This is a genomic window from Parageobacillus sp. VR-IP (genome assembly GCF_013357975.1).
Taxonomy (GTDB): domain Bacteria; phylum Bacillota; class Bacilli; order Bacillales; family Anoxybacillaceae; genus Saccharococcus; species Saccharococcus caldoxylosilyticus.
Genome location: NZ_JABVYQ010000002.1, coordinates 347,992 through 361,758 on the forward strand (window position 1 = coordinate 347,992; position 13,767 = coordinate 361,758).

Genomic DNA, 13,767 nt, shown 5'->3' on the forward strand with positions numbered 1-13,767 from the left:
TCCGCTCTTTTAGTAAGCATTGCCGCTTCCAGCGAATAATGTGATAAATTCTTCGTCAATATCAACAACGATAAACTCAATGTCTTTCACCGGCTCCAACACTTCTTTGAAGATGGCGGCGACTTTTGTTTTATCCAAATTTCCTACCCCCGTTCCCAACGCGGGAAGGGCCACCTTGTCAATGCCTTGCTTTCGGCAATAAGCGACTAAATTGTGTAAACATGTTCGCACCACATCATAAGACGTCGGTCCTGCCGGCTGTTTCATCGTCACAAGATGAATAATTCCTTGAAACGGAAGCGTTCCCGCATGAGTGACATAAAGATCGCCTGGCATCGGATTTTGCTCCTTACAAACTTTGATCGCTTCTTCCTCAATCTCTTGGCCGCCGGCTTTGCGAATCGCGGCCGCCACTCCTCCTCCCATCGGGCCGATTCCGTTTGCCGCGTTGCAAATGTACGAAACGCCTTGCAGTTTCGTAATATCTCCATGTACGGCTTTGATCATAATCATTCCTCCTTCCTATGTCGTCCGTAGTGGCAGGCACCAAGCCCATCCAGCCCTCTCTCCTTATCCGTCAGGGAGAAGGACCCTTTCTAGCGTTGGCCCATTAAAAAGTTTCGTAACACAACGGCATGATTGCATTCTTGATCCTTCGCCCCGTAAAGGAGGGTTACTTTTTCTTTTTTTGCCATCGCTATCAGCTCCCTGACCAGCATTTGTTTTTGTTCCTCCGTTTCCAGCTCCGTCACATAACGCTTTGAAAATTCTTGAAACCGCTCCCGTTTATGGCCAAACCATTTTCTAAGTTCGGGGCTTGGGGCAATCTCTTTCATCCACAGATCAATTTTTGCTTCCGTTTTCGAGATGCCTCTTGGCCAAATCCGGTCAATCAAAATTCGTTTTCCATCTTTTGAATCATATGGTTCATAAATTCGTTTTAAACCATAATCTCCAGCCATTCCACCCACTCCCTCTTCACACTCTCTTAAAATTATCATAGCGCATCTTTCCCAAAACAAAAAGGGAAGCAATCTTTCTGTTTGGCCGGATCGCATTCCAGTATAAATAAAAAATGTTAAATCATATCTAACAAATCCAGCAGAAAAATAGCCGGACTTGTGAGAGGAGGAACACCCTCTCCCGTCCGACGCTCTCTCTCATTCCCATAGCTGAAAGCTAAAGGTTTTCCCGTTTGCATCTATAAAGTATCCATTTAGCCGCCGACTGGCTGCCAAGGAACAGGCGCCCATAAAATCTCCCGTCAGCTTTCCGGCTCGGCTGGCGCCTGCGGCTTTATCTTCCGCAAAAAGAAAATGCCAAGGAGCACCATCACCAAAAGCGCCCCCATCGCCAACCGATTGGCAATGTTTCCATACGAATGAAGAAGGAGGGTAATGCTTCCGTAAATCGCCGGACCGATGATGGCCGACACTTTTCCGGAAAACGCGAACAGCCCAAAAAATTGCCCTTGCTTGTCTTGCGGCGAAAGTTCGACAATATACGTTCTCGAAGTGACCCACATCGCTCCTAAACTGACGCCGAACAAACTTCCGGCGATCCAAAAAGACAACTTGGAAAAAGCAAGCGCTCCTATTGCCAAGGCGATGCACATCAGGATGCCGACATACAAAACCGCTTTTTTTGCCCCTTTGCTTCTCGTAATATAGCCAAAAAGAAAGGAACCGATAATGCTAGAAACGGTGGAAACTAAATATAAAAGGATAAATTCCCCCGCCGTAAACCCGGCAATGGCCTTGGCATAAACGGACATAATGGCGATCGTCGTCGCCACCGCATCATTCAAAAAGAAATAGGCAATCATGAAAGTAAAAATATTTTGATACTTTTTCATTTCTGTAAACGTCGCATAAATATCCCGATAGCCCGCAAAAAATCCGGCCTTTCGCTTGAGCAGAGCGGCTTCTTCTTTGACAAAGAAAAAAAGCGGCAAAGAAAAGAGGAGAAACAAAAGGGCGCTTGGAATAAAAGCCCGGTAGTAATCCTTTTCGCCAACAAACGGATACACGGCAAGCCCGACAAGCGTTCCAACATACCCGACGGCAACGCCAAAACCGGAGATGAGTGGAATTTCCTGTTTATTCCCCAAACTGGAAATCATGGAATCGTAAAACACGAGGCTCGAATGGTAAAAAAACTTGGCTGCGACAAATAAAAGCACAGTGATGACAAAAGACGCCGGCAACCCAAACATGAAATCCGCACGGTTCGAATATCCGGCAACGCCCATAAGCAACGTCGCCGCAACCGAAAGAGCCGTAAAGATCCCAAGCCATTTCTTTCTTCTCCCAGTCCGGTCAATCCATGTGCCGTATAAAGGAGAAAATACAACTAAAAAGAAAGAGGCCAACGCATTCGCATACGAAATAAATGTACTGGCTATCTGGTTCAAGCTCTCGCTTTTTCCCACCGTTTCCGAAACATAAAGCGGAAAAAAAATCGTATTCACATTCGAAGAAAAAATCGTATTCGCAAAATCATACAACGCCCACGATAAAACCGGCAAAGAAACATACAGCTTCCAGCCCGGCCGCCTCTTTGTTTCATACAAAGGCGAGGCATCTTCTATCTTCCCCACTGCTCTCTCCCCCATTCTGTCGGTTATGGAACGGTCGGCAAACCGCCTATTCTAATATATTAGGTTACTTCACATATTTGGTGATTTTGTTTAATTGATGTAAATAAATTTTTATCTTTTTTACGAAAGAACGCCTCTCCGGCTCCGAAAAACGGCGTTTTATTTTTTTGAATATAATTAATATTTTAACAAATAATCACGCATTTGTGTGTCATCATCGTTTTCCGCTAATGAATGGGGGAAGATCCAGACGGCATTGCCTCATCACATATATACATCCCTATTCATCAAAAGAAACCGCCAAACGCTCGATAGAAAACACCCGCAACCACCGCCTTTGGTTAGCCAAATCGAGTAGGAAAGGGTGACTAACTCTCGGCCTCTTAACACTACCTTGATATACGGTGGTTCCATTCAGTTTGATGAGGCGCGCCGGGGCGGCCGGGCGGCCACATACTTCAATGACTTCATTGACGGAATAGCCTTCGACAAGGGACAGGCGCTTATACATTAGAGCTGTTTAGGCCCTAATTCTCCTGATTAACCGATTTTATACTGTATATACAGGCACCCTCACAAAAAGGAAAAGAACAATAAAAAACGGAGCTCTACTAAACTCCGTTTTTAACACTTTTTCCCCATCACTTTTGAGCGATGAGCAAGCGCATCGATTTCATCCAATACACCGCCACCTAAGACAACGCCGAGCACGATCAAAATAAATCCCAGCATTTGTGTAAAGGAAATAGATTCTCCAAGAAATAAATAAGCTCCCAGCAAAGAAAACAAAGGATTCAAATTAATGAAAATCGCCGATTCCACCGCACCAATATGTTGGATCGCTTGGTTGTAAAACATATGTCCCAGCGCAGTGGCAAATACAGCGGAAGCAAGGAAGATCATCCATAAGAATGGCGTACCGTTGGCCAAGCTGGATAAGCCGTTCGGTTCCATCCACAAACTAATGAAAAATAAAAGCAAAGACCCAAACAACAACATCCAACCTGTCATCACACGCGCATCGACCGTTGCTTTTTTAATCATGATAAAACTGATTCCTTGCGATAATACGGCCAGAAATACATAAAAATCGCCAATGGACACATGGTGAATGCCGCTTTCGCCGTTTAACACGACAAATACCACGCCGGTAAACCCGAGAAAAATCCCAGCAAACCGAAACACTGTAAACCGATTGCCTAAAAAGATGACCGCTAACACCGATGTCACCAGCGGAACAAGCCCTAAAATTAAGCCAGCATTGGCCGCTGTCGTTTTTGTTAATCCGAGCGCAAGAAAAAGGTGATGGACAACAACACTAAACAAAGCGGCTATGCCAATATACATAACTTCCTTCCAAGTTAATTTCCGCAACTGCCCCATGAATAGCAAAATCAGAATCACAACGATCCCTGCAGTAAAAATCCGAAACGACGTTAACATCACCGGCGAAAAATGTTCGACTAAGATCTTGATGGCAATCACGTTAAATCCCCAGATCATCATAATCAAGACGAGGGATATATAAACGAACAGTTTCGACATGTCCGAACTCCTCTCATGCATAAACATGAAGTCGTAAAAAACTATTTTAGGAAAATGTATCCTTCTGCCAAAAAACGTGGCATGCATTATTCTAGCAACCATTAAACAGAATGACAATCAAAGTGATATTCAACAGATTATAAAATGTTCGTGATCCATTCCTATATATGTATGTGTTTCTTCACGACATCATGTTTGTTGTTTCCATTATGTAATATGAGTTGCGAATAACGTCTAATGTGCCCGAGACAGAGATTTTCTCGCTCCATCAACGTCACGATGCTTAGAAGAGCACTTTTTGCATTACTTTTTTACGTTTAATCAACGATGATAAAATGGCTCTTACGCAATCTTGGTGATAGGGAATAACTAATTGAGAAAATTAGTGTGTAAATTAGAATTTTCAAGATTCTCATTCTCAATTATCTTTACTTTTCACCAAAAGAAACGTAAGATCCAATTTTAAATCGTTTTTGACAACTACTATAGGAAATCCTCTAAATTGACATAGAAAATTTCCCTCTCGTCATCACGAACCATAGCTCCTCCCATGATTGAAACTACGGTTCTATTGTAAGTGGGGGAATTTTATGCCGGCTATATGGTGGATTTTATCATCGGTGTTAACAACATGTGCAGACAACCGCAATTTATTGGTGACAATGCAGTTATATGAGATCCTGTTTATCATCACAGCTTTCTGTTCATACTTATGGATGAGGTGAGATGATGTTGGAAACGGCGATTTTTAATATTGGTGTCGATAAACTACAACATTTCTTTTTTTATATGGTAACTGCCTTTGCCCTTGCGGCCACGGTATGCCTCATTCCTCCGTTCGCAAATGGATTGCAGCGCATTTGTACCGTTTGGTTTTCACTCATTTTCATTGGCATGTTAGAAGAATACCGGCAACTGCTCATTCCCGAACGAACGGCAGAATATTATGATGCAATCGCAAACACTCTCGGCGTTTCTGTTGGCGTATTGCTTCCTCTTCTTATGCATCTAAAATGGCGAAGATCTAAAGGAAAAGACGTTAGTCTAAAACGAAACTTCCTTCTGTTAGGAGCTGCCATTCTGTTTGTTTTTTCTCCGTTACTGTACGGGCTGATCGTTTTCAGCGAGCCTATACCACCGACGATGGTCAACAACAAAGGACTCCATGCTCAGAATATTCCACAAGGCGACATACCAAAACACGAAACAACAAGCACGGAAAACTCTCTTACATCTGAGGCGATCATCGAGAAATATCGCTTAAAACTAGAGGAGTTACAACAATATGCGAATAGAAATGTAGAAAAGCTAGCTGATGAAGCAATAAGCGAATGGAAAGCGAAACCAATGACATTAACTGACCTTTATTCAAAATACGTGGAAAGAGCCAACGAATTGGAGAAACAAATCAATGCGAAGTTTCAACAAATCTATGAAGCGGCGAAGGACGATTTACAACAATACGGCTTTAATCCGGAAGATGCAGAGGTATTGAAAAAGGAATACGAAGATGCAAAAGAAGCAGAAAAAGCCGCCATTATGCAAAAAGTAGCTACTGAATTGTTTTAATAAACGTGATAAAAAATGAGTCCAAGACGCTGTTAAAACCAAAAGCACCTGCCTTCCCTAGCAAAATAAGAAACACTTAGGAACGTTTCAAACGCAAATACATTCGAAAGAATAGTACAGCAATCCCCGTCCCGCACGCGTCAATCACTACATCCGATAAAAGCGGAGTCCGCCCCGGCTGAAACGACTGGTGCCACTCATCCAAACCTGCGCAAATAATGGCAAACATCCAAGCGCTAGCCATCGCAAACCGCCATGGATATAACACTCTCCACACAAGAACAACAAGCAGGCCGAATACCGAAAGATGCGCCAATTTACGCACGATGTAATTCCATGACAAAAACCCATCATTGATATGATCAACATGCCCTAATTGTAGCTTTTGTATGATTTCACTAATTCAACTTGCTGTATTCGCACCAGTAAACATAGGAGATTCCGTAAAATAATCAATCATCCCACCCCATGCGAATACAAGAATCCAAGGAATCATCTTATTTTTCCTTTCATCGCCTAATTTGTTTAAACGAATCATTTTTTAATTCCTTCTTTCGTTTTTGAATATAATAGTGAATCGTTTTTTCCATCCACTCCAGCTTTTCTAGTGAATGAACATCCTGCAGAATATAGCGAATCGTCTTTTTTACGGACTTTGGCAGCTGTTGAAATAATGACATACATACCTCCCATACTACTTATGATTATCCCCTTTAAAAATTGGTTTTAACTGATGAGCAAGCTCCCGAACCATGTCTTTCGCGGTTATATTGGCGGACAATTCCCCGCGTTGATACGCTTCGATTAAGATATGTTTGAAACGCTCGATTTCTGGTCGCAGAGTCTTTTTCTTCGTCACAACAATCCCCTCCAACGTAGAAATGAAATAAGCCTCCTGCTGAACAACTTCAACAGGAGGCTTGCAAACGGTTATTTATCATTTTATTGTTTTGACAATGACGTCAATGACCCGATTTTGGTCCTCAACGGTCATGCTGGAGCCAGACGGCAAACAAATACCATTGGCAAACAATTCATCGGAAACGCTCCAACCTTCCTGATACGGGTAATACGTTACTCCATTAAACACAGGCTGCAGATGAAGCGGCTTCCATACAGGACGCGCTTCAATATTTTCCTCCGCAAGCGCATTGATGATATCCATCGGCGTCACGCCAAGCACTTTTTGATCGATCGTCAACGTCGTTAGCCAGCGATTGGACATCGTGCCTTCCAGTTCAGGCATAAAGTGAACTCCTTCGATATCTCCTAACGCTTGCACGTAACGATCAAAAATCGCCCGTCTCGCTTTTACCCGCTCGTCCAACACTTCCAACTGCGCCCGGCCGATGCCAGCGACGATATTACTCATGCGGTAGTTATATCCTACTTGGCTATGTTGATAGTGCGGAGCCGGATCGCGCGCCTGAGTCGCCAAGAAGCGGGCTTTTTGCAACGCTTCGACATCATCGGAAACCAACATTCCTCCGCCAGAAGTAGTAATAATTTTGTTTCCGTTAAACGAATAAATGCCGAACTTCCCAAACGTGCCGCTTTTCTTCCCTTTATATGTAGAACCAAGCGACTCCGCAGCGTCTTCCACCACTGGCACTTGATAATGATCGCAAATCGCTAAAATTTCATCCATCTTCGCGCTTTGACCGTATAAATTAACAACAACCACCGCTTTCGGAAGCTTGCCTTCCTTTTTCGCCTCTTCCATCGCTCTTTCTAACGCCACCGGAGACATATTCCACGTATCAGGCTCCGAATCGATAAAAACAGGCTCCGCCCCTTGATACAAAATCGGATTGGCACTCGCGATAAACGTCAATGAGGAACAAAACACTTTATCCCCTTGTTGGACATCCAACAACCGCAACGCAAGATGAATCGCCGCCGTCCCTGAACTAACCGCGGCCGCACCTTTTGAACCTACATATTTCGCCAACTCTTTTTCAAACGCATCGACATTCGGACCAAGCGGAGCAATCCAGTTTGTTTCAAACGCTTCATTGATATACTTTTGTTCGTTTCCGCTCATATGAGGAGGGGAAAGAAAAATTCGAGATTTGTTGTTCATTCGATATCATCCCTATATCCCAAAATTTATAATCTTCCTTAACAAAAATATTATAACACTAATCTAGCAGTCTAGTCGGACATCCGACTGCTTTTTTGAAATCCGGTATATCCCGTATTACCGTTGAACCCGCGCCAATAATGCTCCATTTACCAACTTTTATTCCTGGAATAATTGTGGCAGACGCACCAACATGAGTTCCTTCTCCAATCGTGACACTACCTGTTAAAGTAGCGTTAGGAGAAATATGGACATAATCCCCTATACGATTATCGTGTTCTACAATCGCCCCTGTATTGATAATGACATGTTTACCGATTTCCGCATTTGCGTTCACCACACAATTCGGCATAATCACAGTTCCTTCCCCAATGCGCGCAGAAGGGCTAATAATGGCAGAAGGATGAATTAATGTAGCAAACTTTTCATGATCAACACGAATCCGCTTTACTATTTCGGCGCGTACTTGATTGTTTCCGATAGCGATAATCAACTTCGTATTCCGATCTCTATCTATAATGCTCGAAACGACAGAAGTCGGACCATATAATACTCCATCCCTATTATAAACATCTTTATATTTATCGTCTAAAATCGCAATAATTTGGTAGCACCCCATCGCAAAGATAATATCTTGGATCACTTTGCTATGGCCGCCTTCACCGATGACGACAATCGGATTCATCTACATCATCCACTCTTTTTTGCATTTTTAGTGCCAGTGAATTTTTCCATGGTGACATGTCCCTCATGACTGATGCCTTCGGATTTAAGCACTTTAATCACCGTAAGAAAAAGAATTTTTAAATCGAGCCAAAACGACTGATGATCTACATACCAAACATCTAATTCAAACTTCTCTTCCCATGAAATCGCATTGCGCCCATTCACTTGCGCCCATCCAGTTATCCCTGGTTTTACTTCATGACGACGGGCTTGTTCTGGTGTATACAGCTCTAAATATTCCATCAGTAACGGTCTAGGGCCTACGAGGCTAATATCCCCTTTCAACACATTAAACAGCTGCGGCAATTCATCAAGACTATATTTCCGAAGAAACTGCCCAAACGGAGTTAATCTTAGGTGATCGGGTAATAGCTCTCCTTTTTCATCTCGTTCCTCTGTCATTGTGCGAAATTTATACAAATAAAAAGGTTTACCATGCAATCCAGGACGTTGTTGTTTAAAGAGAACAGGAGAGCCTAATTTATAGCGAACAAGGATCGCAACTACTAAAATTACCGGTGATAAAATGATAAGAGCAATCAGAGAAACAATAAAATCAAAAACTCTTTTCAAATATAAATCACCTTGCTTTAATTAAAAGTTTGTGTTTGTAAAGATTTGATTTCGTGCAAGTTACCATAGTTATAATAAGTGATTTTATCTTCATGTACTTTTACACAGTTTCTTGTGTCAAAAATAACCGGTTTTTTCATAAGATTGACTATTTGCTCTTCATTTAATGATTTGAACTCATTATGATCTGTAAGAACTAAAATACATTCAGCATCTGAAATAGCTTCTTCAAAAGAAGAAAGTTTAAAGTTTACTTGCTCTTGCTGAACATGTGGGTCATAAATTCCTAAGCGATATCCTTCTTGTTGCAAGATATTTAATACATCCATAGCTGGACTCTCACGAATATCATCAATATTGCCTTTATAAGCTAGACCAAATACAGCTATTTTTGAACGATTATCAGGCACAATTTTTTTCAATTGCTCTACAACAAAATAAGGCATTGAATTATTAATTTGACGTGCGTCTGAAATCAATACAGATTGTTCTGGAGCTTTTTCTATAATAAAATACGGGTCAACAGCTAAACAATGACCTCCTACTCCTGGACCTGGAAGGTGTAAGTTTACTCGCGGATGGTGATTCGCTAGTTCAATTACTTCAAGAGCATTAATTCCTAGATGTTCAGAAATTTTAACTAACTCATTTGCTAAGGCTATATTTACATCTCGATACGTATTTTCCATTAATTTAGCCATTTCCGCGCTAACAGCGCTCGTAAGTAATATCTTTCCTTTCACAAAGCTACGATAAACTTCCGCAGCTTTTTCTGCTGATTTCTCATTAATTCCACCGACAATTCTAGTGTTTTCTACTAATTCAATTAAAATTCGACCAGGTAATACACGCTCAGGACAATGAGCTAAATAAATGTCTTCTCCCACATTCCAACCTTGTTCTCTTAAAACCGGTGCAACAACATCATCAATTGTTCTTGGAGGGATTGTAGATTCAACAATAATAGTGTTACCCTCTTTAATATAAGGTAAGATAGATTTTGTTGCCGCGATAACATAATCTAAATTGGCTGTATGATCTTCATTATGTGGAGTAGGCACCGCAATAATAAAGCAATCTGCATATGTTGGTTCTAATTGAGCACGTAGATTACCTTGTTGGACAACTTTTTCTACTAACTCTGCTAAACCCACTTCTTCGATATGAATTTCTCCTCGATTTATCTTTTCAACAGCGATTGGGTTGATATCCACGCCTACGACATTCCAACCCGAATCAGCAAACATTGCAGCCGTTGGCAAACCAATGTAGCCTAAGCCAACAACACAAATATTTTTAGACATAAGAATACACCTCATTTCACAATTTTATCTAATTCTTCAATATACTTATATGCTAATTTTTCTCGACTAAAATTCTTCGTAACAAACTCTAGACCATTCTGGCCAAGTTCATTTAAAAGTGCACGGTTATTGTATAAAAGTAAGAGCTTTTCTTTAAAATCCTCTGGGTCCTCTGGATCTACATAATAGCCACTTTTGCTGTTTTCTACTAATTCTCTGGCTACGCCGTCAATTCCAATTAAAATCGGCTTAGCGCACGACATGTAGTCAAATACTTTGTTAGGATATACTGTTTTAAATGTATCCACTTTTTGTAATACAGCTGTACAAACATCAGAAGCATTGCAAAAGTCAGGAATCAACTTTTTAGGTTTGGAATCGATAAAAATTACATTTTCGATATTTTCTTCCACAGCTCTTTTTTGTAATCGTTTCTTTTCCATGCCATCGCCAATTAACAAAAAGACAATATCTTTATATTCCTTACAAAGTTTAGAGACATTTAATATCGAATCAAGGTTATTAGCAACCCCATGTGCTCCCATATAAGTTACGACAAATTTATCTCTTAGGCCGTACTTATCACGTACCCAATTTTCCTTTTCAGAGGGCTGAAATATATCTGTATCAGCACCATTAGGAATAAAAATAATTTTATTTTCTTTAACATTCTTTTTTTCTATTAGAGCTTTTTTAAATGCAGGGGTTAGAACATTAATTTTATCGGCAAATTTATAAGATAGTTTTTCCACTAAATACGCTGCTTTAATCAAAAGACCATTAGTAAGAACCCCTGTATCAATAGCTGACTCCGGCCATAAATCCCTCACTTCAAATACCATCGGGATTCTTTTGAATATTTTTGTGATTATACCTGTTACCCCAACGAATAGCGGAGGTGATGTAACAATCATTACATCATGATGTTTTTTAACTTTAAACAAAGCTGCATACAAAGAAGAAAATGTAAATGAAAAGTATCCCCATAAACGACCAAGAAATGATTTATTGTAAGCTTCTGAGACATATGTGCGATAAACAGTTACATTTTCGGAATACTTTTCTTTCACAACCCATTTGCCTTTATATTTCTCGTCCTTTTTCCCTGTCGAATAATGGACTGTTCCTGCTATAACCGTAATCTCATGTCCCATTTCCTCCCAATACTTAACAAATTGGTTGAAACGAGAACCTCCTGGATCATCTTTTCCTAAAAAATATTGATGTAACACTAATATTCTCATAGTCGTTTTAACACACCTTTAGTTAAACTTAAAAATGCTATTGGAACCAATATCCTGCAAAACAAAACGTTGTCCTTTTACTTCTAATACATCCGTTTTATTATGATAATCAATGTCTGATAGATTTAAAGAAATAGCCGTAATTATCCGTGCTTTTTCTTTAATGTTAAAACTTAACTTTAGTTGTGGGACAGGTTTTTTCTCCCCATAATATAGTGATTGCCATCCTTGGATAGGGTTATCTGATCCCCTATATATTTCTTTGGAAAAATCAGATTGGCAAAAAACTCTTATATATAAATTTTCTTTTTCTACCGGCAAACGCCAACTATCATCACTTACTGTTTCAATTTCATTAGTACCTATTAACCAATGAAGAGAAGCATTATGATTTGTCTCTCCAAAATCGCCAAATATGTCGTCAATAACTATCCAATTGTCTTCAATATTTAAAACTGCCCTTCGATGAATCAAAGGCAAATAACCATAATGTTCCCCTTCAAATACGTTAATATTACCTATCTGTTTAAAACATAAAGTTTTCGATTTTGTCCAATTAAGCCATATAAACCGAGATGCCTTCTCCATTTGATCTTTGTTATCAATCATGACCGTGTTATGAGAAGACGTTCCATTAAAATAACTTTGCCATTTTTGTTCTGTATTGTAAGAGTAAGTGCCAGCATCCGCTAAAACATTATAACCTTTCCACCATAAATCAAAATGAAGCATGTCTGCTTGATATGGGCGATCTTTATAGGAAGTGCATCGAATGAACCCATGGGAGTTCTGCGAGCGAATTGTATAATATCCCCCAATTGAATACTCTTTAGAACCCCTTTTAGGAGCATTCAATGGCACACCTAATGACTCGACACCACATAGCCATAAAAGATTTTCATCATGTAATCCTCTTTCATATAACCGATTGCCTGTCAGTACATACCATGCGGCATTCAGTTGTGGTCGATAATCTAGATAATCATTAGATGCTAACGGGTGGATTAAAGCACCATCATTCATTCCATAATTAGGTAACCTACCGGTATATTCATCTTGGTTGTTGTATAGGAACAATACACATTTTTTAACTCTCTCTCTTAATTCCTCAGAAAATTCATCATTATTCAATTTAGCAAGCTGCAGGACCCATGTATAATCCTGGACAACCAACCTTTGATAATTCATGGAATGCTGTAAGTAAGAACCATCGACATATATTTGTCTTAGCCCTTCCAATTCAAGATACTTTTTTCCTTTTTCTTTCCACTTTTTCGATTTATCGAAGAAAGGAAACAATAATCCTACTGTATACATTCCTGCTGCTTCTGAAATCGTATGATTATTTCTTACTGACTTTAAAGCAAATTCAAAATGCCGATCAATATGATCAGTATGGTAATAAATCATTTTCAATATAGTTGTAATCCTTTTGGGTGTAGTCTCTGGATGCTCCAGAAAGGCATAAAGCCCGAAAATCCACGCCATTAGTCTTAACGACATTTCTTGCCCACATTTATAATTAACACCTGTCTCTAAAGGATTGTTTTCCACCCAACTCTCAAATAACTCCCAGAACTTACGAACATATTTAGAATCACCAGTCACTGCATAAGCCCTTACCAATGCATAAACAAAAGGGAACCTTGACAGTTCCCAAATAAATTTTATATCTCCAAAATCTTTGCCTAAGTCAGGGATATTAATCCAATGCTTATTACTTGGTGCCTTTTTTTGCTTTACAGGATTTAAATGCCAATCAATTTCTTTAAATGTTACACTCCACTTGCTAAAGTAGAGAAATTTGTTTTGGCAAATATCATCCGCTAATTTTAAAATATCGTTATTTTTTTCTTTTCTAATTTCAGCCAAAATATTCTTTAGTTCTATCACTTCTTTAGGCCTAAAGAAAAAAGGCGTTAAGTTATCTTTAAAAAATGAAGAAAACGATTCTTCGTCATGGACATTTTTCAATTTAAGCTTTCTAATAAATTCACTATTGTCTATTTGTATAGGTTTGAACTTTCTCTCTATTAAACCAAGCTTTTTTTCTATTTCATATTTGGTCCTAAAAAGAGTCCAGCCTACTCCCATGTTTTTAATGATTTGCAATTTGTTTTTCAT

At 39.8% G+C, this 13,767-nt stretch carries 14 protein-coding genes; 1 reads left to right on the forward strand and 13 read right to left on the reverse strand.

From position 1 onward, the window contains the following. Window positions 1-9: 9 nt before the first annotated feature. From HT574_RS07160 to HT574_RS07175, 4 genes are all read right to left on the reverse strand, one after another. Window positions 10-507, reverse strand: coding sequence for a macro domain-containing protein (locus tag HT574_RS07160; RefSeq protein ID WP_175244041.1), 498 nt, complete (start codon window positions 505-507; stop codon window positions 10-12). Window positions 508-596: 89 nt separating this feature from the next. Next, window positions 597-962 carry a DUF488 domain-containing protein gene (locus HT574_RS07165; protein ID WP_175244042.1) on the reverse strand — a complete coding sequence of 122 codons (366 nt, stop codon included), beginning with the start codon at window positions 960-962 and terminating at the stop codon, window positions 597-599. 302 nt (window positions 963-1,264) lie between these two features. Further along, entirely contained in the window at window positions 1,265-2,599 is a 1,335-nt protein-coding gene (locus HT574_RS07170) for an MFS transporter (RefSeq protein ID WP_175244043.1), read from the reverse strand. 624 nt (window positions 2,600-3,223) lie between these two features. Beyond that, on the reverse strand, window positions 3,224-4,144 hold the full coding sequence (locus tag HT574_RS07175; RefSeq protein WP_175244044.1) for a DMT family transporter: 921 nt from the start codon (window positions 4,142-4,144) through the stop codon (window positions 3,224-3,226). A gap of 726 nt (window positions 4,145-4,870) precedes the next feature. Here HT574_RS07175 and HT574_RS07180 point away from each other — a divergent pair. Next, on the forward strand, window positions 4,871-5,713 hold the full coding sequence (locus tag HT574_RS07180; protein ID WP_175244045.1) for a VanZ family protein: 843 nt from the start codon (window positions 4,871-4,873) through the stop codon (window positions 5,711-5,713). 76 nt (window positions 5,714-5,789) lie between these two features. Here the strand turns inward: HT574_RS07180 and HT574_RS07185 are convergent, their stop codons facing one another. From HT574_RS07185 to HT574_RS07225, 9 genes are all read right to left on the reverse strand, one after another. Next, a complete protein-coding gene (locus HT574_RS07185) occupies window positions 5,790-6,056 on the reverse strand; it encodes a VanZ family protein (protein ID WP_375154090.1) in 267 nt (88 codons plus the stop codon). Between the two features lie 166 nt (window positions 6,057-6,222). Further along, window positions 6,223-6,393 (reverse strand): LytR family transcriptional regulator, encoded by a 171-nt coding sequence (locus tag HT574_RS07190; RefSeq protein ID WP_175244046.1) that lies wholly within the window; start codon window positions 6,391-6,393, stop codon window positions 6,223-6,225. A gap of 14 nt (window positions 6,394-6,407) precedes the next feature. After that, window positions 6,408-6,572, reverse strand: a complete 165-nt coding sequence (locus tag HT574_RS07195) for a YwzD family small protein (protein WP_175244047.1) — start codon at window positions 6,570-6,572, stop codon at window positions 6,408-6,410. A gap of 78 nt (window positions 6,573-6,650) precedes the next feature. Continuing rightward, on the reverse strand, window positions 6,651-7,796 hold the full coding sequence (locus tag HT574_RS07200; protein WP_175244048.1) for a DegT/DnrJ/EryC1/StrS family aminotransferase: 1,146 nt from the start codon (window positions 7,794-7,796) through the stop codon (window positions 6,651-6,653). Window positions 7,797-7,854: 58 nt separating this feature from the next. Further along, entirely contained in the window at window positions 7,855-8,481 is a 627-nt protein-coding gene (locus HT574_RS07205) for an acetyltransferase (RefSeq protein ID WP_175244049.1), read from the reverse strand. Between the two features lie 5 nt (window positions 8,482-8,486). Continuing rightward, a complete protein-coding gene (locus HT574_RS07210) occupies window positions 8,487-9,095 on the reverse strand; it encodes a sugar transferase (RefSeq protein ID WP_175244050.1) in 609 nt (202 codons plus the stop codon). A 17-nt stretch (window positions 9,096-9,112) separates the two neighbouring features. After that, window positions 9,113-10,399 (reverse strand): nucleotide sugar dehydrogenase, encoded by a 1,287-nt coding sequence (locus HT574_RS07215; RefSeq protein WP_175244051.1) that lies wholly within the window; start codon window positions 10,397-10,399, stop codon window positions 9,113-9,115. Window positions 10,400-10,410: 11 nt separating this feature from the next. Continuing rightward, window positions 10,411-11,643: a glycosyltransferase family 4 protein gene (locus HT574_RS07220; RefSeq protein WP_175244052.1), complete on the reverse strand. Its 1,233-nt coding sequence runs from the start codon at window positions 11,641-11,643 to the stop codon at window positions 10,411-10,413. A gap of 18 nt (window positions 11,644-11,661) precedes the next feature. After that, window positions 11,662-13,767: an alginate lyase family protein gene (locus HT574_RS07225; RefSeq protein WP_175244053.1), complete on the reverse strand. Its 2,106-nt coding sequence runs from the start codon at window positions 13,765-13,767 to the stop codon at window positions 11,662-11,664.